The sequence below is a fragment of the Rhodococcus sp. 05-2254-6 genome (assembly GCF_002258565.1).
GTDB lineage: Bacteria > Actinomycetota > Actinomycetes > Mycobacteriales > Mycobacteriaceae > Rhodococcoides.
The window spans coordinates 31,314-51,607 of the sequence record NZ_NOZF01000014.1; the positions used below are offsets into that span (position 1 = coordinate 31,314).

The following is a 20,294-nucleotide window of genomic DNA, read 5'->3' on the forward strand; positions in this document are numbered from 1 at the left end:
CGGTACCCAGCGGTGCCGGATGAGGCTCGCAGCTGGTCATGATTGCGATGCGTCCACCCGGGCGCACGACGCGAATCAGCTCGTCCAGCACCGTCATCGGCTTCGGAACGGGCCTGGCGGGTGTGAGGATGTTCCCGAAGAACCTGTTCGTCGACGTGTTCGAGGCATCGGGACTGACCGAGATCGAGCAGGAAGTGCGCGGCCTCGCGCAGTTCGTCAGCGCTACCAATGCCCGCGCAACGGAGCGGATCTAGGTCTTGGGACCGTAGTCGCTGACGATCCACTGACCGTCCTGGTCGGTGACCGTCACCAGCAGGAGATTGGGAACGTTGCCGGGGTCGGGCTGCTGTACGTTCTGTGTCGTCTGCTGGGCGAACACCGCCACCTTGTACTCTCCACCGGATTCGGAATCGATTGCCGCCGAAAGAACCTCACCGGTCGCCACCACCTGGGACTCGTTCATGATCGCGGTGAGTGCTTCCCGGACACCGTCGTACCTGTCCTGCAGTGACTGCGACGCGCCCTGGTCGACTCCTTCGAAGAAGGCGTCGAGGTTGCGGTAGTCGTACGTCAACGACCGTGCGGTGTACTCGGTGGCCGTGTTCAGCGCCATCTGCCGGTCCTGCTCAAGTGCACGTTCGGCTGCCAGATCGCCTGCCGCAGAATGCCACAGCACGCCGAACACCACTGCCAGCACTACCCCCGGTACCGCCGCACCCACGACGGACCACCGGATACGGCGTCGCCGCTCGGGGTTCTCGGGCGCAGTCGCAGTCTTGTCCTCGGGCACTGCTGCCTTCTTTTCGGATGCATCTACTTCGACCATGAGGGGGTCACTCCAATCAGTTCGGAATCTGGACGGACAGCTTGGCCGGTCCGCCCGGAGGGAAGACGGCCTGCAACATGTCGACGATGGAACCGGCGTCCACCCGCATCGGCTTGATGGGCGCGGTGTACGGCTTGAGAAGCGTTGCGATGAGGGCAAGGTCGGGTGAGAGGGGCGTCAGATACTGATCTATCTTCGGGCCGATCTTGCCGAGTGGATCGTCCCAGACGTCCGCGCCGACGTACGAGTAGTCGTTGAAGCCCTCGAGCAGATTGGCCACACCCGAACCCGTCGCACCGACCCACGGCGCGGCGTCGGTCATGACCGGGCCGTAACCGTAGGCGTTGCGTCCGCCCTGTTGAGCGTTGTCGTAGAGCCTTCGAATCTCTCCGCTCTTGTCGCGCAGCGTCGCCGACAGATATCGGAAGGCCTCCACCAGGCGATCGACATCGCCTTCGCGACCGTCGACCGCTGCCGACGCGGTCTCGGTCAGCCCCTTCACTGCATTCGTATCGAGCTGTGCGGCAAGGGAATCACCGAGACTCAGCGCCTCGCTGACGGTGATCGACGCGCGGACCTGCTCGTTGCCGATCTCGTCCCCGTCCGTCAGGTCGGGGCCCCCGGTTCCTCGCGGGCGCAGATCCAGGTAGTGCTCCCCGGCAGCGGACAGATTCGCGACGACCACCTCCGAGTCCGCGGGAATTCGATGATCGGCGTCGAGGGCGAGAGTGACGTCGAGCCCGCCCGGCACCACCGCGATGCGCTCGACCCGACCGACGTGGATTCCGCGCGAGGTCACCTGCGAGGTGTCCATCAAACCGCCCGACGTATCCATGTGCACCACAACGCGGTTGGCACTCCGCGTGGGGTTCATGTCCAGGACGCCGACCGTCAGGTAGACGACACCGACAACCGTCATGGCCATCAATGCGAGGAGTGAAACGACTGTGCCCGGCCTCATCGCACGATTCCTATCCCGCGCAGGATCCCGATCATGTCGTCCGCCAGTGCACCGGCTCCGCCATCGGTCGAGACCGAGCGCACTGCGATGTTCGGTGTCGACTCGAAGTAGGGAATCAACCGCTCGCGCAACAGGGTGTTCGCCTTCTCCATGTTCATCGGTACCGAGGAGTCGGAATTGGCGATCGCGATCAGTGCCGGTGAGATCGTCTCGACCGCGCCCGCGAGTTCCGGGTACGGACCGGCGAGGACGTCACCGATGTTCTGCGACATGTACCCCAGCGTGAAGATCATGTGGACGACGCTGAACAGCACCTCGGCCAGTCCGTCCGATCGTCTCGGACCGAGTTCGAGGACGCGTTCGACGCCGTCTCGCTGTGTCACGACGGTGTTCGACACCTTCTCCGCCGCTCCGAGGATTCGATCGATCTCGGGGGTGTTGTCGCCGATGTCGGTCAGTGCGATCCGCGCCGCGTTGTTGACCTTGTCGATCTCCGCCGGATCGGGAGGAATCGCGGCGTTGACGTTGTTCACCGCCTCCTGCAGCTGAACGTAGTGACCACCGGTCACCAGATTCGACACTCCTCGCAGCACGTCCTCGACGTTGTCGGCCGGAACCGTACGTTCGGCCGGAATGACATCGCCGTCTCGAAGGTACGGCCCGGCGTCGCCCCCTCCGGCGCGAGTCGAATCCTCCGGCGGCTGCAGCGAGATGTAGATCTCGCCCAGAATCGACGACTGCCGAAGCTCGGCGACGGTGTCGGACGGCAGCTGCACATCGGTGGACAGGTCCACCGTTGCCACGGCGGTCGACCCCACCAACTCGACGGTGTCGAGGACGCCAGCGTCGACGCCTTCGACGATCACCTTCGCTTTTTCCGGAAGATTGAGCACGCTCGCGAATTCGATTCGCAGGGAGTACTTGTCGCCTGCCACGTAGCTGCCGGGAATCGGCAGGTCGGCCGGGTCGACGCTGCACCCCGACAGCAGGGCGACACAGCACAACCCGGTGATCGCGCGCCTCATCGCCATCCCGCCGAACCCAGTATCAGCTGCACCAGACCGACATCGATGACATCGCCTCGTTGCTGGTCCGCCGAGCACGTCGGTCTGTACTTGTTGAGCAGAGCGCAGACCTCGTTGGGAGAATTGGTGTCGATCTCGAACTGCGGCGGGTGGTAGATCACCCGACCGCTCCTGGAATCGTTGTCGTACATCGTCATCAAGTTCTCGCCTACGGTCGGCACCTGCGCCAGGATGTCCTTGATATCGCCCACCCGTCCGAGCAGTACGTCGACCACCGGCACCGCTTGGTCGAGAAATGCGTAGACCTTCTCGTCGTACTTCGCGACGTTGCGCGCCAGCGGCGGAATGAACTCGGTGGTCAAAGCGACCGTGGTGCCGAAGGACTGGGTGAACTCCGACAGCGTGATCATCCCCCGCTTCAGATTGTCGAGCAGCTTCGCCACCTCGGGCCAGCTCACCACGAACGTGTCGATCAGGCCGTCGAGGTTGTCGATCAGACGCCGCACGGTGGTGTCCTTGTCGGCAGGATCGCCGACCAGCTGCGCCAGTTGCCGAAGGCTGTCGTTGAGCTGGGTGCCGGAGCCGCGGAGCGAATCGTCGGCCGAACGCAAGGTGTCGCCGAGGATCTCGTCGTGGTTGCCCTCGGCGTCGGCCGGACCGAGCAGATCGGACGCCAGGCCCGACACGGCGTCGAGTGTGTCGCTGATTCCCAGTGGAGTTCTGGTGCGATCCAACGGAATACAACTCGGCCGGTCGAACTCGGGACCGTCGATGTAGGGCTGCGTGAATTCCACGTGCCGGTCGGTGACGATCGAATTCGACAGTGTCACGGCCCCCACCTCGGCGGGCAGCCTGAGGCTGTCGTCGATATCCATGGTGACCACCACCGCGGTGTCGGTGTTCTCGATGCGTGTCACCGTTCCGACGACCACACCGAGCATCATGACCGAATTACCCTCGTACAACCCGACCGTGTCGGTGAACTCGGCACACAGCGAGGAGTTGCCCGCACCGGGGTCGATGACCGATGTGGCGGACGCAACCGAACCGACGAGCGTGACGACGACTGCTGCCGCCACGGCGATGCGTACCGATCTGCGTCTCATCAGCACACCCTCCCCGGCAACGGAATACACACGCCGACACCGACGACCGTGTCCTGCGACTGGTCGATCACGGGCCCCTGCCCGCCGCCGATCAGAGTGGCGAGACCGTCCGAGCTTTCCTTCATGGTCGTGATCGCCCCGTCCACGTCACCCAACTGTGCGAAGAGCTTCTGCGTGATCTCCTCTAGCTGGACGATCGACGGCTCGAGCCCCTTCTCGAATGCGACCACGGGACGGTGGAAGAGCTCGAACATTCTCCCGAGCAGGTCGAAAGCACTGACAACCTCGACGCGCTTGTCGCCGAATCCTTTGGTCAGGGTGCCGAGCTCGCGTACGAGTTCGGTGAGCATGACCCGATCGGCGGCCAATGCCCCGACGTACTCGTCGGATACCACGAGCCCGCGCTCGAGTTGATCGGACCGCGTCGCGAGCGTATCGGTGAGCGAAGACAGGTTGTCCACGATCGCGCGAGTGGACTGCGGCTGTTCGGTGACGGCCTTGTCCAACTCGGCCACGGTCTCCCGCAGCGTCGAACCGTCGATGTCGCGAACCAGCGGTGTTGCCGACTCGATCGCGTCGGACAGTTCGTAGGGCAGCTCGACCCGCTCCGGCGGAATCGGTGCCGAGCCGAGCTCGCCGTCACCGTGCGAGGTGAGCATCACGTAGTGACCGCCGATCGGTGTCAACAACTTCACCGTGACGGTAGACGCATCGCCGACGAAAACATCGGAGCTGACACTGAATTGGACATCGACATGCGCACCGGCCAGCTCGACCGAACGCACCGACCCGACCGCGATACCGGCGATCCTCACTTCGTCGCCCGGCTTCACCCCGGCTGCCGAGCCGAACTCCGCGGTGTAGGTCCGCTCGCCGAACGGAATCGTGTACAACGCCGCCGCGATCAGGAGCAGGACCAGAGAGGCCGCGACACCGACCGCGCCCCAGAAGAAGTGCGCTTTGTTCTCCGATTGCTCGTCACGAACGCCCTTGCGTAGTACGCGGCTCATCGGCACACCACCAAATTCTGTCCGCCGAGCACGATCTGCCCGATCCCAGGGATATCCTGCTGTCCGCGACTGCAGGAGTACGTCTGTGCGCCCGGGTCCGGAATGCTCGCATTGAGTCCGGTCAACAATCCCGGCGCGAGTGCCAACATCTCGGTCACCTGTTCGGTCTGCGGAAGCATTCGACGCAGTGCCCCGTCGACCGGCGCGTAGCTGTTGTCGTACGCCCGCTCGAGGCCCTCCATCAGCCCCACGAACGGTCGCAGCCCGTAATTGGCCTGATCCAGCGACGCGAGCACGCCGTCCATCTGGGTGCTGAGCTTGGAGACCAGACCGTGCAGTTGTTCGAGAAGGTCTGCGACCGACGCGGATTGGCCACCGATCGAGTCCGAGATCTGGCCGAGGTTCTCGATCAGGAGCCCGATGATCGATTCACGCTGTACTGCGAATTGGGTGATGCGATCCACGTCGCGCAGGACCGGACCGAGTCCGGACCCGTCACCCTGAACCATCCGGAGAATGTTCTCGGTGAACTGATTGAGCTGTGCGGTGTCGAGGGTGTCGAAGATCGGCTCGAAGCCGTTGAACAGCTTGGAGATGTCGAAGGACGGGATCGTTCGATCCTTGGAGATGGTCGCCCCGACCGCCAACGGGGCTCCGGTCGCCGAATCCTTCTGCACGAGTTCGACGTACCGCTGCCCCAGAAGATTCTGGTACCGAACCGCAGCCTGGGTGTTGGCGAAAATCGGCCGTCGGTCTTCGATCTCGAACTCGACCCGCGCGAGGGCACCGTCGAGTTCGACCGACGACACCTTGCCGATCTGCACCCCGGACATGCGCACGTCGTCGCCCACGTACAAACCCGACACGTCGTCGAACTCCGCGCCGTAGGACGACAGCGGTCCGCCGACCGGGGTGCGAAGAGCAGCGACGATGATCACCGCACACACCGCGGTCACCGTGAAGAAGACGAGCAGTTTGACCGCGGGGCCCGCTACCTTCTTCATCCGTTCGCCTCCTCGTGTGCGGCAACGGCTCCGGCCAGATTGGGCATGGTTTCGACTATCAGGTCGAGTTGCAGCTGAGGCTTCCCGTCGACGACGGGAAATGCGTCGGAGATACCGTCGAGCACCTGCGGCACTCGGTCGTAGCTGGGCGCCAATGTGCCGATCGACGCGGTGATGGGCACCAGCAGGTCCAGCACCGTGGACAGCAGCTTCGACAGGTTCGGATTGTTCGCCTTCAGCAAGTCGCCCACCGGAATCATCAACTGATCGCTCAGACCGTTGTTGGCGGCGATGGTTCGCGCTCGGTCGGCGGGTGCCTCGACGTACACGCTCTTGTCCACCACTCCCACCACCAGATCGAGCAAGGGCGGAACCAGGTTGCCGATTCCTTCGCCCAGTTCGGCACCGCGATGCAGCTTCCAGGCCAGCGGGTCGATCTGGTTGTTCGCCATCATCTGAGCAGTGTCGAAGTACGGCTTCAGGTTTCGACTCATCTCGACGGAGGTGTTCGCGATGAGGTCCAGGAGGTGGTCCACCTGTTCGGTGTCGAGAACCTCGGTGAGGTCGGCGACTCGCCGGAAGACTCCGGTCACCGTTGCGCCTCGCAGGTCTTTCGACACTTCGAGGGTCGAGTTGTCGGCCAGGGGTGCCCCCGTGCCATCGGAGACCAGTTCTATTGCAGTGGAACCGAATACGTTCGACGACGAGAATTGAGCCTGCATGGTGTCGGTGAGCTCGCCCGCCTGGCTCGGATCGATCTCCAGTTGCAGCCGCTGCCGTCCGAAGCCGACGGTCTCGATGTTGTCGACCGTGCCGATGGACAGACCACGGAACTTCACCTCCGACCCGGGCGTCAGACCGTCCCCCACCGATGCTGCATCGAGCGTCAGCTCGAAGGGCGAATCGAAGGCCCCGCGTGCGTAGGCGGTGAGGCCGCCTGCGAACACTGCCAAGGCAACGGCCACCGCCAGCCCTCGCAGGCGTAGCGTGGCCGGCCCGGCCGATCGTCCCGTCAGATCGTCGAAAACTGCCATCTCTACCCCGAAATCCTTATGCCCGAGTCGAATCCCCACAGGACCAGCGTCATGATCATGTCCAGTACCACCACGGCAACGAGGCTGGCCCTGATGGCGCGGCCCGAGGCGCGCCCGACTCCCTCCGGGCCGCCCGAGGCGTAGTACCCCTGATAGCCGTGGATCAGGATGATCGTCACGACGAACACCGCGGCCTTCAGGAGTGAGAACAGCACGTCGACCGGCTGCAGGAAGGCACTGAAGTAGTGGTCGTAGGTGCCCGAGGACTGTCCGCCGACAACGCGAACCACCACCGCACACGACAGGTAGCTCAGAATGAGGGTCAGCAGGTAGAGCGGCACGATCGTGACGATTCCCGCGATCACCCTGGTGGTGACGACGAAGGGCATCGACTGAATCCCCTGAGCTTCGAGGGCGTCGATCTCTTCCGAGATACGCATCGCACCGATCTCGGCGGTCATCCTGCATCCCGCCTGCGTCGCGAATCCGATGGCCGCGATCATCGGGGCCAGTTCCCGAGTGCTGGCGTACGCCGAGATGAAACCGGTCAACGGCTCCATCCCCACCATGCCGAGGGAATTGAACCCTTCGATCCCGACGGACGCACCCACCGCGACCCCCAGCACGACCAGCACCGACACGGTTCCGCCACCGACGATCAATTTGCCACTGCCCCAGGTGATGTCGCTGAGGATGAGCAGCATCTGACGCCGATAGGAGCGGACCGTATGGGGTATCGCGGCGAGAACCTTGACGCAGAACGTCAGTTGATGGCCCAGCATTTCGAGTACGTCGAACGGCCTGCGCCCGAGGTATCTCGCACCACGGGTGAGGTGAGCGGTGCCGTGCACGGTGTACCGCGAAGGAGTTGCCATCTCAGCCCAACTTCTGCGGCATGAACATCGCAACCAACTGCGTGATCACGACGTTGACGGTGAATGCGGACACCACACCGAGCACGACGGACGCGTTGACCGCGTTGGCTACCCCGCGCGGTCCGTGTGCGGCGGACAACCCTCGCTGGCAGGCCACGATGATGACGATGACCCCGAATATCTCGGTCTTCACCAGCGCGACGACCAGATCTGTCACCGAGGCGAAGGACGCGAACGAGCTGATGTAGCTACCGGGCGTCCCACTCTGAAAACCGACGTTGATCGCATAGCCCGCGGCCAGTCCCATGAAGATGATGAGGATGCACAGGAACGGTGCCACCAGGAGGATGGCCGCCAGCCGTGGTGTGACCAGCCGGCGAACCGGGTCGATTCCCATGGTCGACATCGCGTCGATCTCGTCCCGGATGGTGCGCGCACCCAGATCGGCTGCCACTGCCGCGCCTGCCGCACCGCCCAACAGCAGTGCCGCGACGATCGGTGCGCCCTGGCGGATGACCCCGAGGCCACCCGCGGCTCCGGCGATGGACGTCGCACCGATCTGATCGGTGAGGCTGCCGACCTGAACGGACACGATGACGCCGAACGGAATGGACACCAGTATTGCCGGCACCACCGTGACGGTGACGACGAACCAGGCCTGATCGATGGTGTCGCGCCACGGATGTCGCAGTGTGAGTATGTCGCGGACGAGGTGGACGAAGGCCAGTACACCCAGCTCCAGAGTTCGCCCGAACGTCCGGAATCCACTGGCAACTCCGTCGCTGACGCGTGCGAGCGTCGATGTCGGCGACGACAATTCCCCACCCCCCGGCTTTCTGTTCAGTGCGACTCCCCCGCGCAGGAACGGAAATTACCAGCCGACCGTCGACCAAGTGACGTTTTCTTCACTTACCGAGCTATGACAAGTCACAGACTTCGCCGGGCCGCGTGAAGGTTCCGAAAAGCGACCGGGCCGAGGGGCACCGACGACAACGGCGGCGACCACCGAAGTGGTCGCCGCCGTTGTCGTCGTAGGGCAGGGATCAGAAGTTGATCATGTGGCCCGCGAGGCCGTGGATCGCTTCCTGCAGTGCCTCCGACAGCGTCGGGTGCGTGTGGACGTTGCGGGCGAGCTCGTTGACCGTGAGGTCCCACTTCTGGGCCAGGGTCAGCTCGGGAAGCAGCTCGGACACGTCCGGTCCGATGAGGTGTCCGCCGAGCAGTTCGCCGTGCTCGGTGTCGGCGATGAGCTTGACGAAGCCGGTGGCGTCGCCCAGTCCGTGTGCCTTGCCGTTGGCGGCGAACGGGAAGTTCGCGACCTTGATGTCGGAACCGCGGGCCTGAGCCTCTTCGCGGGCCTGGTCCTCGGTGAGGCCGAAGCTCGCGACCTGCGGCTGGCAGAACGTCGCACGCGGCATCATGCGGTAGTCGTCGATCGGCAATGTCTCTGCGCCGCCGATGGTTTCGGCAGCAACGACAGCCTGCGCCTCGGCCACGTGGGCCAGCTGGAGCTTGGCCGTGACGTCGCCGATGGCGTAGATGTGCGGCACGTTGGTCTGCATCGTGTTGGTGATGCCGATGGCACCGCGATCGGTGAGCTCCACGCCGGTCTTCTCGAGGCCGAATCCTTCGACGCGGGGCGCGAATCCGACGGACTGCATCACCTTGTCGACGGTGAAGGTCTCGCTCTCACCGGACTTGTTGTGCTTGATCGCGACGGTGACCTTGGAGCCGTCGTCGTCGATGCTCTGCACGCCCGCACCGGTGATGACCTTGACGCCGAGCTTCTTGTACTGCTTCTCGATTTCCTTCGAGACGTCCTTGTCCTCGTTGGGCAGCGCACGATCGAGGAACTCGACGATGGTGACGTCGACGCCGTAGTTCTTGAGCACGTACCCGAACTCCATGCCGATCGCACCGGCACCGACGATGAGGATCGAACCCGGCAGATCCTTGGTCATGATCTGCTCTTCGTACGTGACGACGTTCTTGCTCAGCTCGGTTCCCGGGAGCAGCTTGGTGGTGCTGCCGGTCGCGATGATCGCGTTGTCGAACGTGATCGTCTCGGTGCCACCCTTGGTCAGCTCGACCTCGATGGTGTTGGCATCGGTGAACGTGCCCTTGCCGTCGTACTCGGGGATCTTGTTCTTCTTCATCAGGAAGTGAATGCCCTTGACGCGGCCGTCGGCGACCTTGCGGCTGCGATCGAACGCTGCGCCGAAGTCGAAGGACGCTTCACCCGAAATACCGAACAGCTTCGCCTCTTTGGTGAAGAGGTGCGCCAGCTCGGCGTTACGGAGAAGTGCCTTCGAGGGGATGCAGCCCACGTTCAGGCACACACCGCCCCAGTACTTCTTCTCGATGATGGCAGTGCTGAGTCCGAGTTGTGCCGCGCGGATAGCAGCGACGTACCCACCGGGACCGGCTCCGAGGACAACGACGTCATAGTGTGAGGTCACGAGTCCCCAGCGTAGTCGTGACCTCCGACGCTGTCTCGACCTGGTCTTCGTTACCAGCCGGTAGCCACGCGAGCGCCGACCGACCCGACGGCGCATCTGCTGCTAGAACTGTGGAATGGCAATCTCGGACGACCCGTACCTCTGGCTCGAAGACGTCACCGGCGAGGAGGCCCTCGATTGGGTTCGCACCCGCAACGGGGTGACCGTCGAGGAACTGGCCGGAGACGAGTTCGATGCCACCGAGTCCCGCATCCGCGAGGTACTCGACACCGACGCCCGCATTCCGTACGCCCGTCGTCGTGGGCAGTACCTGTACAACTTCTGGCGCGACGCCGAACACGTCCGCGGCCTGTGGCGTCGAACGACGATGGACGAGTACCGAACCGAGAATCCGGTGTGGGACGTGCTGCTCGATCTCGATGCGCTGGCCGGCAGCGAGGACGAGAACTGGGTGTGGGGTGGCGCGCAGGTGCTGCGTCCCGATCAACGACTGGCACTGGTGACGCTCTCCCGCGGCGGGGCCGACGCGACGGTGGTCCGTGAGTTCGATCTCGACTCCCGCACCTTTCGCGCCCCGGAGGACGGCGGATTCGCGCTACCGGAGGCCAAGACCGACATCGGTTGGATCGACGCCGACACCGTCTTCGTAGGAACGGATTTCGGGCCCGGTTCGCTGACCGAATCGGGCTATCCGCGTATCACCAAGCGGTGGCATCGCGGCACCCCACTCGCCGACGCCGAGACCGTGTACGAGGGTGCAGCACAGGACATCTCGATCTCCGCCTGGCACGACCGGACCCCCGGCTTCGAGCGCGACTTCGTCCAGCGTGCCACCGACTTCTACAACTCCGAGACCTACGTGTTGGACGGTTCTGCCCTGACCCGGATCGCGACGCCGACCGACGCGTCGACCTCGGTGCACGAGAACTGGTTGCTGATCCGCACGATGACGCCGTGGACGGTCGGCGACCGAACCTATCCGGCCGGCGCGCTGCTCGCTACGGATTTCGACGAGTTCGTCTCCGGCACAATCGCTCTCACGGTCCTCTTCGCCCCGGACGCGCACACGTCACTGCACCAGTACGCGTGGACCGAGAATCACCTGCTGCTGGTGACGCTGCAGGACGTACGGACGAAATTGCACGTGCTGACCCCCGGCGCGAACGAGTGGGACGTCAGCACGATCGACGGGCTGTCGGACCTGACGTCCACCGAGATCGTCGGCACCGACGCCGAGGAGAACGGTGACGAGTACTTCCTCTCGTCGTCCGGCTACCTGACACCGGCGACACTGCTGGTGGGCACGGTGGGCGGCGAGCTCGAAGTCCTCAAACAGGCTCCGGCGTTCTTCGACGCCGACGGCCTGACGGTGGAGCAGTTCTTCGCCCGGTCCGACGACGGTACCGACATCCCGTACTTCGTCGTCCGACGCGCGGATTCCGGACCCGGACCGACGTTGCTCTACGGTTACGGCGGCTTCGAGATCTCGATGACACCCGGCTACAGCGGTGCAACCGGACGCGCGTGGCTCGAACGTGGTGGCACCTACGTCGTCGCCAACATCCGCGGCGGCGGCGAGTACGGGCCGTCGTGGCACACCCAGGTACTGCGTGCCGGACGCCATCTGGTGCACGAGGACTTCGCCGCTGTCGCACGCGACCTCGTCACCCGAGGCATCACCACCACCGAACAGTTGGCCGCTCAGGGCGGCAGCAACGGCGGCCTGCTGATGGGCATCATGGTGACGAAGTACCCGGAACTGTTCGGCGCGTTGGTATGTCAGGTCCCACTGCTGGACATGAAGCGGTACCATCTGCTGCTCGCGGGCGCGTCCTGGGTGGCCGAGTACGGCAACCCCGACGACCCGGACGAGTGGGAGTTCATCTCGCAGTACTCCCCGTACCAGAACGTCGTCGCTGCATCCGAGCGTCCGTATCCGCCGATTCTGATCGCCACGTCCACCCGCGACGATCGCGTCCATCCGGGACACGCACGCAAGATGGCCGCTCGGTTGGCCGAACTCGGTCAGGACGTGAGCTACTACGAGAACATCGAAGGTGGGCACGGCGGGGCGTCGGACAATGCGCAGTTGGCGTTCAAGACGGCGTTGACCTACGAATTTCTGTGGCGGCACCTCGCTCGCAGCTGATTCTCAGCCGGCGAGCGCGTCCTCGAACATCGGCCAGGAATCGTGCAGGTCGTCCTGCCAGTAGCCCCACGAGTGGGTGCCGCGCTCACGCAACTCGAAGTGGGCCGGGATGTCGAGCTGTTCGAGGGCCGTCTTCAGCCTCCGTGTGCAGTCTCCGGTCGCCACCTCGATGGCACCGCCCACGACCATCTGGTTGAGCAACACGAAGCCGGGCCCGTTGGGATTGGTGCCGTCGAGGGTGTCCGATGCCCCGGCCAGTCCGCTACCGTTGGAGATGTACAGCGCTGTGCCACGCAGCTTTTCGGCGTTGACCACCGCATCGTTGCGTACCCAGTCCTGGTGGTCGTCCAGCCCCCACATGTTCGTCACGTTCGCGCCGAGCGCCATGGACACGACGGTCTTGACGTATGCCCGCCCCAACGGGTCGGTGGTCGACGCGCATCCACTGTAGGAACCGACGGCTCGATACAGCCCCTGGTGGTGCGCGGCGAGGTTCAGGACCGAGGTCGCGGCCATCGAGATACCTGCAATCGCGTTGCGGCCGTTGGTATCCAACAGATCGTCGACGAGCGGCGGCAGTTCGGCCGTGAGGAACGTTTCCCACTGGTTGCGTCCGAGCCTCGGATCGTCCTGCTGCCAGTCCGTGTAGTAGGAGTAGGCCCCGCCGACGGGAGTCACCACGTTGACGTTCTTGTCGGCGAAGAACGCCACGACGTCGGTCTGGGTGTACCAGTCCATTCCGTCGAGTCCGCCGCCCGCGCCGTTGAGCAGGTACAGAGTGGGGCTCGGAGTCGTCCGATCGGGAGATCGCAGGATCTTGAGTGGGATCGTTCGGTTCATCGCGGCGGAGTGGACGAACGCGGTCATCGCGGTGTCGTCGGCCACCTCGGTGCGCACCACGTACGACTCCGTCGGACCGGCCACCGAGTCGGCCGGGGCCGCGGAGGCGAGTGGGTGCGCTACTGCTGCGACGCATGCCACCACACACAGGACGACGACTCTGCACAGCGCACGCGATCGGCGACACCGCTCCCCACCACCGATTCGACCTACCGAATCCCCCTGGCCGTTCATAGTCGTGCTCACTATCGTCGTCGAACAATTGCTGGTTCAAAAACTTCTTACACCAAAACGAACCGAAAGTAGGTAGAAATGACGAATAGCGTGTGAAACGACCAAAAGTTAGTTCGTGCGAATTACCTGTGCATCCACTCCGCAACGAGGTCGGCGACCGCCGTGGGGTTACGGATCCAACCGTTGTGCCCGAGCGGCTCGTCGACGTGTACCGAGGTGACATCGGCACGGGCGAGCTTGCGTACGAGGTTGTCCATCGAGCCGCGAGGCGCGAGGTCGTCGCCCTCGATGGTCACCGCCAGCACCGGCAGCGTCAGACGGCCCATCCGTTCCTCGTAGTCCATGTCGGCCCCAGCCGGCTCGATCGAGCCACTGCGCGCGAACCGGGACCAATCGTCGATCAGAACCCGCGACTGCCGACCGAATCCGCCGATGCCGATGCGATCCCCCGGCCAGAACCCGGCGATGTTGCTGGTGATCGCCATCGCCGCCGCGCCCACGTACAGCGGTACACCGCGGGTCGTACCGAAACCGCGGTGGTACGGCGAGCCCGACGCCACCAGGATCAATCCGCCGAGCCTGCCCCTGATGCGCGCGGCGTACATCGAGCCGAGCTGCCCACCCATGCTGTGCCCGAGCAAGTACGGCGTCGCCTCCGGGAACTGCTCGCGAACCACCTCGAAGATCGCCGGTAAGTCGACCGACACCAGCTCCTGATACCCGTACCGACTCGCCGAACTCGGCTTGGGCACACTGTCTCCCTGGCCGCGCAGGTCACCGATCGCGGCGTGGAAACCGCGCGCGACGAGCGCTTCGGCGAACAGTCGGTAGTAACCACCGGGAATGCCGAGGCCGGGAAGAACGACGATGACGGGTGCATCGTCGCGGCCTTCACCGGGGAACAGTGAGACCGGCACCGTCGAACCGTCGGGCATCTGAATCGGAACCGTCTGCATCGGGCAACCCTATGCCGAGTACTCACCGGCCAGCCCCGACGCCCCTGAGGACCGAACCGCTACCGAATCATCGAGGCTCGCAGGACTTCTCGACCGATCGAGCGACTTCGAACCACGAAAGCCGGGCTCGACGTCGCGTCGAGCCCGGCTCATGGTCGTGGGTCAGATGGACGGACCGGGGATCTCGATGGTGCCCGAGCCGCTACCTTCCGAGCTACCCAGCGCGAGCAGCTGAAGCAAGATCGCGAGCAATTCCATGAATTCTCCTTGAAGAGAGTGGGATTCGATGCCGAACCGGCATCACGAACACCGCGCCGATGTCGCGGGTGGACCTTGCTGGAGGCTCCGACCGGGTGCTCACGAATCCGCGGCCGACGGTACGGAACCGAGGTACGTCAGTCCGAAGAGGAACTGATACCGGAGAACAGCTGGAGGAGGATCGCGAAAAGGTCACCGAGCTCAGCGGACATGGAACTACTCCTTCATCGAGGGGGGTATGCAGATTTGCAGTGACTTGTGTCACGCGATGATCTCTGCAAGAAGATTTCTACCTCAGAAGGTCACGCTCTGTACACGGAAATGACAGTAAAAGTCGAAAATCTTGGTGCGATATCACAAAACGGTGACGGTGCCGAGACGTCGCGGCCGCCCCCGACTGCGACCGCGACGCGCTACGGACGATTAAGCGGCGCTACCCGACGTCAGCACGCCGACGATCTGATCGACGATCGCGTCGACGATGCCGTCGTAGACGCCCGAAGCGATGTCGGAAATGAACTGTGCTGCTGAACCCATGAGAACTCCTGATGCTCGCGTGTACGTACAGCCGTAGGTGATACGACCTCCCTCGTTCTTACCGCACGCTAAGGTTTGGCGCAGCACCCGGTATCAACTCGAGACCCCGGAAAGATGGTGCCGCAACGGTTCACCGGAAATCTCACCGGTTATGCAGTGAAAACTATTCGCCGATCACTTCTTTCGCGCGGCCCACAAGCAACGGGTCTGTTTCCCCGACTATCTCGGGATCCTTGTTGGCATAGTCGAACTTGTTGAGCACGAAACGCATCGCGTTGATGCGAGCCCGCTTCTTGTCGTTGCTCTTGACGACCGTCCACGGTGCGACATCGGTGTCGGTGGCGCGAAAATTCTCTTCCTTCGCCGCGGTGTACGCATCCCACTTGTCCAGCGAGGCGAGGTCCATGGGCGAGAGCTTCCACTGCCGCACCGGGTCGACCTGCCGAATGGCGAAGCGGGTGCGCTGCTCGTGCTGCGACACCGAGAACCAGAACTTGGTCAGACTGATGCCGTCGTCCACGAGCATCTGCTCGAACAGCGGTGCCTGGCGAACGAAGTGGGCGTGCTGCTCGTCGGTGCAGAAACCCATGACCCGCTCGACGCCCGCACGGTTGTACCAGGACCTGTCGAACAGGACGATCTCCCCGGCCGCGGGCAGGTGTGCGATGTAACGCTGGAAGTACCACTCGGTCGACTCGCGCGCCGACGGCTTCTCCAGCGCAACCACACGCGCACCGCGCGGGTTGAGGTGTTCCATGAATCGCTTGATCGTGCCGCCCTTACCGGCGGCGTCTCGGCCCTCGAAGACGATGACGTGCCGTCGACCGGTCTCCTTGGTCCACATCTGCAGCTTCAGGAGTTCGATCTGCAGCAGACGCTTCTCGAGCTCGTACTCGGCGCGCGTCATGCGCTCGTCGTACGGGTAGTTCTCGCGCCAGGTGTCGACGACGTGGCCGTCGGGGACGGTCAGCAGTATCGGATCGTCGTCATCGGAGTCGTCGACGGCGAAGCCCGAGGTGTCGGCAAGATCTACCGCCTTGGTGATGTCGAGCAAGTCGCTCAGGTTCGTGCGTTGAGCCTCACCGTTGCGCAGATCATTGTCGGTCATGTGCCGAAAGTTAGTGCTCATCGGTGACCATTCCATGGCGGTTCGGTGAACACCACACGCCTGCGGCAGCGTTGCGCGTACCCGGCCCGCAAGGGGGACGAGCCGGGTACGCGCGATACGCCTTACGACCGATCGGGTGCGACCGTAACCCTCACCGAAGCGTCCGGTCCAGGTCTCGGCGCGTAAAAGTCGGAGATCCTGTTCGAGCACCGTTTGCCGGACCGTCCGTTTATCGGGGTCGATATGGGTGAAACCCCCGATGTGCCGAAAGCCGTTGATGACGCAGACTTTTCACCATGACATTCGAGAGCGGTTCCCCCAGAGAATTCACCCGGTCCAGTTCGCAGAAGATGATCGGAGGCGTCTGCGGCGGCGTTGCCGAATATTTCGGCTGGGACGTCAACATCGTCCGCCTCGCCACCGTTGCCGGCACGGTCCTGACCGGCGGCACCGTCGTGCTGATCTACCTCGCGGGGTTGATGTTGATGCCACTCCGGCCGTGACGGCCCACCTGCACGACAGAAGGCCCCGCTCCTCGACGGACGAGGAGCAGGGCCTTCTGCGATGTGGGACTAGCTGGAGCCGAAGCTACCGGTGCTGTCTCCGAGGAGTCCCTCGAGCAAGCCGTCGAGCAGTCCGCCGGTGATGAGGTCGCCGAGGCCGCCTTCCTCGCCGCCACCGAGGATGGGCAGGAGATCGGTGATGAGGTCCAAGAACATGGGTGAAGGCCTTTCGAGAAACGTCGAGGGGGGTCTGACGGGTGATGTAAGAGCGTCAGAAACATATCGTCGGCAACTCGGTACAGTCCATCGTTTCGGACAAAAAGGACCCACCGACTGTTTCGGACCCCGAAACGCGACGCAGACTCAGCCCTCGGTATTCCCGGTGATCAACCAGCCACAGGGTGCGGCGAGCGCGTCCGCCTCGGCGGGTCCCATCGAACCGGGCTCGTAACTCTTCACCTCGGGCGGGTTGCTCAGCAAGGGAGCCGCGACATCCCACACGTGCGCCAGACCGTCCGGCCTGGTGAACAACGATCTGTCTCCGCTGAGCACATCGAGGATCAGGCGCGCGTATGGGCTGAGCGGCTCCGCGTCGGGCATCGACTTCAGCGGTAACGCCAGATGTCCCACCGACAGATCGAAATCCGGGCCCGGTTCCTTGACCGTCATGGCGATGTCGATGCTGCCGTCTCCGGACAGATCGAAGGACAGCACCGCCCCGTCCTCGGGCAGCTCGGTGAGCGGACTGTCGGCGGGCTTGCGGAACACCAACGACACCCGCTGCGCTCCGACACCCAGCATCTTTCCGGTGCGCAGCAGGAACGGCACTCCACGCCAGCGGTCGGTGTCGACCCACAGCTTGGCCGCCACGAACGTGTCGACCTCGGAGTTGTCGTCGACTCCCTCGACGTCGCGGTAACCGTCGTACTGACCGAGTACCACCTCGTCGGTGTCCAACGCCCGGAACTTCCCGATCACCGTCTCCCGAGCCGATTGCAGATCCTCGGCCTTCAGTGACGCCGGCGGTTCCATCGCCACCTCGGCCGCGACCTGGAACAGGTGCGTGACGAGCATGTCCAGCACGGCACCGGTCTCGTCGTAGAACTCGGCGCGGTCGTCGATGTCGAGGGTCTCGGGGACGTCGATCTGCACCTGCGCAATGTGCTCGGAGTTCCAGATGCCGCTGATCATGCCGTTCGCGAACCGCAGCACGTGCAGATTCTGGGTCGCTTCCTTGCCCAGGAAGTGGTCGATTCGGTAGACCTGCTCTTCCTCGACGACCTCGTGGACGGCTTTGTCGAGTTCCTCGAAATTGCTCTGAGAAGTGCCGAAGGGCTTCTCGTAGACCACCCTGGAACCCTCGGCGAGATCGTGTGCACCCAGGGCCTTCGTGTAATCGACGAAGGTGCTCGGAGGCAGAGCGATGTAGTGCACCAGCTGGGCGTCGTCGCCGATGTCCTTCTTCACCTCGGCGACGACCTCGGGCAACGTACCGGGATCGTCGACGGTGAAGCCGTTGCCCGCGAAGCGGATTCGCTCGGAGAATTCGGACCAATCGCCGTCGTCCACGTTCTCGGCGAACTCGTCGAGGACGCTGCGGACGTGATCGCGGAACTCGTCGTCGGAGGTGTCCCTGCGGCCGTTGCCGATCAGGACCCATTTCTCGGGCAGCAGGCCCTCGATATGGAGCTGGTAGAACGACGGCAGGACCATTCGCTTCGCGAGGTCTCCGGTCGCGCCGAACAGGACGAATACAGTGGGTTGCGAGGACGCCATGACCTCCACTATGCACCGACCCGGGCCGAGCATGGCTACAGTCGGTGTGATGACCAGATCACGGTTTCACGGTGAGATCTACGGGGTAGGTACGACGTCCGGCGTGCGGATCGTCGTCGGGCATTGGACGCGGTCGCCGCTCGGGGAATTCACCGACGTCATGGTCCAGTTCGCGGACGGACAGCGTCTGCTGATCGCCCCCAACGAGGACGTACGCGAATTCGTCACCGCCACATACACATTCGACTCCACCGAGCTGGTCCCGGTGACCTTCGCAGCGGAGCCGAATGGATGGCGATCGGTGCAGGCCGGTGACCTGTCGATCAGGATCCGCGTCGCCGGGCCGACCGTGCTCGGTCGCGCATTGAGCATCGTGCCCGACGCGGTCTCGACGGCACCGTGGTTCTGCGCGATCAGCGACCCCATCGCCCGAGTCGTACTGCGCGGAGTGCGCACCCGCGGCAGCGCAGGCGGGGGCCGACGCGAGTACTACGGTGCCAAGCACCAACATCGCGTCACCGACGTCTCCGCATCGTGGCAGGGCGAGGACCTCGGATCGCTCACCCCCGTCACACCCCAAGTGACATTCGGATTCGGCAGCACCCCGGCGGCACCGTCGGTCACCTCCATCACCACGACGATCGACAGTTAGAAAGCCACCCGAGGGACGAAGGTCCCTCGACGTCGGGACGTAAAGGGCTGCTGCGACAGCAGCGCAGCGGCCAGGGTGGTGACGTGACCCTCACTGCACCACCCCGCCCCTCGTCCGACACCCACCCCGCTCTGTCTCCCGCTGCCGAGGCCGTCGTCCGAGTCACTGCCGGTGTGGTCGCGGAACACTCCGAAACGATCAGCGCCCGCTTCTACGAGTCGATGCTCGGCGAACGCCCCGAGCTGTGGCGGCTGTTCAACCGCGCGAATCAGGAAACCGGAGAGCAGAGTCGGGCACTGGCCGCGTCGGTGGTCGGCTACGCCGTGCAACTGATCGACCCGGACGCACCGTCGTTCGAGCCGGTGTTGCGCCGCATCGCCGGCAAGCACATCACCCTCGGCATCACCCCGGAGCAGTACACCCTCGTCGGCCGTCACCTGCTCGGTGCCGTAGCCGACATCCTCGGCGCCGCCGTCACTCCCGCCGTCGCTGCCGCGTGGGACGAGGTCTACTGGTTGTTCGCCACTCAGCTCGTCGCCACCGAAGCGCGCCTCTACGCAGCGGCAGACATCGACCCCCACAATCCGCTGCGCCCGTATCGCGTGATGCGGCGCACGCAGGAAAGCCCCGGCACGGTCTCGCTCGTCCTCGAACCCGCGGACGGCGCTCCCCTTCCCGCACTCGCGGCCGGCCAGTACGTCACGGTGTTCGTCGACCTCGCCGACGGCACCCGGCAGCCGCGTCAGTACAGCGTCTCGTCCATCGCCTCCGACACCCGCCTGCAGATCACGGTGGCACAGGTACGGAACGGTCCGCCCGGGCAGGTCTCGACCCACCTCCAAGAGGCCGTCGACGTCGGCGACATTCTCGAAGTGAGCAGTCCTGCAGGCGATTTCGGAGTACCTACCGGCGAAGGACCGCTGCTGATCGCCACGGCCGGTGCCGGAATCACCACGGTGCTGCCGCTCGTCGAGCATCTCG

Annotated in this window: 20 protein-coding genes; 5 read left to right on the forward strand and 15 right to left on the reverse strand. The window is 64.1% G+C overall.

Annotation, left to right across the window (positions count from 1 at the left end):
• The first annotated feature begins 128 nt into the window (after positions 1-128).
• Positions 129-254 (forward strand): hypothetical protein, encoded by a 126-nt coding sequence (locus CH256_RS28415; RefSeq protein ID WP_256989328.1) that lies wholly within the window; start codon positions 129-131, stop codon positions 252-254.
• Here the strand turns inward: CH256_RS28415 and CH256_RS01665 are convergent.
• From CH256_RS01665 to lpdA, 10 genes are all read right to left on the reverse strand, one after another.
• Complete coding sequence (locus CH256_RS01665) at positions 251-826, reverse strand: hypothetical protein (RefSeq protein WP_094641029.1); 576 nt, start codon at positions 824-826, stop codon at positions 251-253. The two genes, CH256_RS28415 and CH256_RS01665, sit on opposite strands and share 4 nt — an antisense overlap.
• 16 nt (positions 827-842) lie before the next feature.
• The gene (locus CH256_RS01670) at positions 843-1,787 is read right to left on the reverse strand and encodes an MlaD family protein (protein WP_094668695.1); all 945 of its coding nucleotides are present in this window, start codon (positions 1,785-1,787) and stop codon (positions 843-845) included.
• Positions 1,784-2,812: an MlaD family protein gene (locus tag CH256_RS01675; protein WP_179271961.1), complete on the reverse strand. Its 1,029-nt coding sequence runs from the start codon at positions 2,810-2,812 to the stop codon at positions 1,784-1,786. The genes CH256_RS01670 and CH256_RS01675 overlap by 4 nt, the downstream gene beginning before the upstream one ends.
• A complete protein-coding gene (locus tag CH256_RS01680) occupies positions 2,809-3,918 on the reverse strand; it encodes an MCE family protein (protein WP_143536499.1) in 1,110 nt (369 codons plus the stop codon). Before CH256_RS01680 ends, CH256_RS01675 begins: the two co-directional genes overlap by 4 nt.
• The gene (locus CH256_RS01685) at positions 3,918-4,928 is read right to left on the reverse strand and encodes an MlaD family protein (protein ID WP_068048019.1); all 1,011 of its coding nucleotides are present in this window, start codon (positions 4,926-4,928) and stop codon (positions 3,918-3,920) included. Before CH256_RS01685 ends, CH256_RS01680 begins: the two co-directional genes overlap by 1 nt.
• On the reverse strand, positions 4,925-5,932 hold the full coding sequence (locus CH256_RS01690) for an MlaD family protein (protein ID WP_068048013.1): 1,008 nt from the start codon (positions 5,930-5,932) through the stop codon (positions 4,925-4,927). Before CH256_RS01690 ends, CH256_RS01685 begins: the two co-directional genes overlap by 4 nt.
• Positions 5,929-6,966 carry an MlaD family protein gene (locus CH256_RS01695; protein ID WP_094668698.1) on the reverse strand — a complete coding sequence of 346 codons (1,038 nt, stop codon included), beginning with the start codon at positions 6,964-6,966 and terminating at the stop codon, positions 5,929-5,931. Before CH256_RS01695 ends, CH256_RS01690 begins: the two co-directional genes overlap by 4 nt.
• A 2-nt stretch (positions 6,967-6,968) precedes the next feature.
• A complete protein-coding gene (locus tag CH256_RS01700; protein WP_231893723.1) occupies positions 6,969-7,748 on the reverse strand; it encodes an ABC transporter permease in 780 nt (259 codons plus the stop codon).
• Between the two features lie 94 nt (positions 7,749-7,842).
• The gene (locus tag CH256_RS01705; protein WP_068048004.1) at positions 7,843-8,658 is read right to left on the reverse strand and encodes an MlaE family ABC transporter permease; all 816 of its coding nucleotides are present in this window, start codon (positions 8,656-8,658) and stop codon (positions 7,843-7,845) included.
• Positions 8,659-8,884: 226 nt separating this feature from the next.
• Complete coding sequence (gene lpdA / locus CH256_RS01710; protein WP_037186801.1) at positions 8,885-10,300, reverse strand: dihydrolipoyl dehydrogenase; 1,416 nt, start codon at positions 10,298-10,300, stop codon at positions 8,885-8,887.
• Positions 10,301-10,415: 115 nt separating this feature from the next.
• On the opposite strand from lpdA, the gene CH256_RS01715 reads away from it, so the two are divergent.
• Positions 10,416-12,449, forward strand: a complete 2,034-nt coding sequence (locus tag CH256_RS01715) for a prolyl oligopeptidase family serine peptidase (protein WP_094668699.1) — start codon at positions 10,416-10,418, stop codon at positions 12,447-12,449.
• Positions 12,450-12,452: 3 nt separating this feature from the next.
• Here CH256_RS01715 and CH256_RS01720 read toward each other — a convergent pair whose 3' ends face one another.
• The 3 genes from CH256_RS01720 to ppk2 all read right to left on the reverse strand — a co-directional run bounded on the left by CH256_RS01720 (position 12,453) and on the right by ppk2 (position 16,382).
• Complete coding sequence (locus CH256_RS01720; RefSeq protein ID WP_094641021.1) at positions 12,453-13,523, reverse strand: alpha/beta hydrolase; 1,071 nt, start codon at positions 13,521-13,523, stop codon at positions 12,453-12,455.
• A 122-nt stretch (positions 13,524-13,645) separates the two neighbouring features.
• Entirely contained in the window at positions 13,646-14,479 is an 834-nt protein-coding gene (locus CH256_RS01725) for an alpha/beta hydrolase family protein (RefSeq protein ID WP_094668700.1), read from the reverse strand.
• 958 nt (positions 14,480-15,437) lie between these two features.
• Entirely contained in the window at positions 15,438-16,382 is a 945-nt protein-coding gene (gene ppk2 / locus CH256_RS01730; protein WP_179271962.1) for a polyphosphate kinase 2, read from the reverse strand.
• Positions 16,383-16,678: 296 nt separating this feature from the next.
• Between ppk2 and CH256_RS01735 the strand changes: the two genes are divergently transcribed.
• On the forward strand, positions 16,679-16,885 hold the full coding sequence (locus CH256_RS01735) for a PspC domain-containing protein (protein WP_068048215.1): 207 nt from the start codon (positions 16,679-16,681) through the stop codon (positions 16,883-16,885).
• Between the two features lie 69 nt (positions 16,886-16,954).
• Here the strand turns inward: CH256_RS01735 and CH256_RS27890 are convergent, their stop codons facing one another.
• Together CH256_RS27890 and CH256_RS01740 are read right to left on the reverse strand one after the other, a co-directional pair.
• Positions 16,955-17,101: a hypothetical protein gene (locus tag CH256_RS27890; protein ID WP_156516122.1), complete on the reverse strand. Its 147-nt coding sequence runs from the start codon at positions 17,099-17,101 to the stop codon at positions 16,955-16,957.
• A 147-nt stretch (positions 17,102-17,248) separates the two neighbouring features.
• Complete coding sequence (locus CH256_RS01740; RefSeq protein ID WP_094641440.1) at positions 17,249-18,661, reverse strand: glucose-6-phosphate dehydrogenase; 1,413 nt, start codon at positions 18,659-18,661, stop codon at positions 17,249-17,251.
• Between the two features lie 49 nt (positions 18,662-18,710).
• On the opposite strand from CH256_RS01740, the gene CH256_RS01745 reads away from it, so the two are divergent.
• Together CH256_RS01745 and CH256_RS01750 are read left to right on the forward strand one after the other, a co-directional pair.
• Positions 18,711-19,313 (forward strand): hypothetical protein, encoded by a 603-nt coding sequence (locus CH256_RS01745; protein WP_094668701.1) that lies wholly within the window; start codon positions 18,711-18,713, stop codon positions 19,311-19,313.
• Between the two features lie 83 nt (positions 19,314-19,396).
• Positions 19,397-20,294 (forward strand): globin domain-containing protein (locus CH256_RS01750; protein ID WP_256989329.1); only part of this gene is annotated, 898 nt, incomplete at its 3' end.

Bases quoted from the DNA above. Each gene is read 5' to 3' on its own strand.
- CH256_RS01690 (WP_068048013.1), bottom strand. From the start codon at position 5,932: ATGAAGAAGGTAGCGGGCCCCGCGGTCAAACTGCTCGTCTTCTTCACG.
- CH256_RS01685 (WP_068048019.1), bottom strand. From the start codon at position 4,928: ATGAGCCGCGTACTACGCAAGGGCGTTCGTGACGAGCAATCGGAGAAC.
- CH256_RS01675 (WP_179271961.1), bottom strand. From the start codon at position 2,812: ATGAGGCGCGCGATCACCGGGTTGTGCTGTGTCGCCCTGCTGTCGGGG.
- CH256_RS28415 (WP_256989328.1), top strand. From the start codon at position 129: ATGTTCCCGAAGAACCTGTTCGTCGACGTGTTCGAGGCATCGGGACTG.
- CH256_RS01700 (WP_231893723.1), bottom strand. From the start codon at position 7,748: ATGCTGGGCCATCAACTGACGTTCTGCGTCAAGGTTCTCGCCGCGATA.
- CH256_RS01720 (WP_094641021.1), bottom strand. From the start codon at position 13,523: ATGAACGGCCAGGGGGATTCGGTAGGTCGAATCGGTGGTGGGGAGCGG.
- CH256_RS01725 (WP_094668700.1), bottom strand. From the start codon at position 14,479: ATGCAGACGGTTCCGATTCAGATGCCCGACGGTTCGACGGTGCCGGTC.
- CH256_RS01680 (WP_143536499.1), bottom strand. From the start codon at position 3,918: ATGAGACGCAGATCGGTACGCATCGCCGTGGCGGCAGCAGTCGTCGTC.
- CH256_RS01715 (WP_094668699.1), top strand. From the start codon at position 10,416: ATGGCAATCTCGGACGACCCGTACCTCTGGCTCGAAGACGTCACCGGC.
- CH256_RS01735 (WP_068048215.1), top strand. From the start codon at position 16,679: ATGACATTCGAGAGCGGTTCCCCCAGAGAATTCACCCGGTCCAGTTCG.
- CH256_RS01670 (WP_094668695.1), bottom strand. From the start codon at position 1,787: ATGAGGCCGGGCACAGTCGTTTCACTCCTCGCATTGATGGCCATGACG.
- CH256_RS01740 (WP_094641440.1), bottom strand. From the start codon at position 18,661: ATGGCGTCCTCGCAACCCACTGTATTCGTCCTGTTCGGCGCGACCGGA.
- CH256_RS27890 (WP_156516122.1), bottom strand. From the start codon at position 17,101: ATGTTCTTGGACCTCATCACCGATCTCCTGCCCATCCTCGGTGGCGGC.
- CH256_RS01695 (WP_094668698.1), bottom strand. From the start codon at position 6,966: ATGGCAGTTTTCGACGATCTGACGGGACGATCGGCCGGGCCGGCCACG.
- CH256_RS01745 (WP_094668701.1), top strand. From the start codon at position 18,711: ATGACCAGATCACGGTTTCACGGTGAGATCTACGGGGTAGGTACGACG.
- CH256_RS01665 (WP_094641029.1), bottom strand. From the start codon at position 826: ATGGTCGAAGTAGATGCATCCGAAAAGAAGGCAGCAGTGCCCGAGGAC.
- ppk2 (WP_179271962.1), bottom strand. From the start codon at position 16,382: ATGACCGACAATGATCTGCGCAACGGTGAGGCTCAACGCACGAACCTG.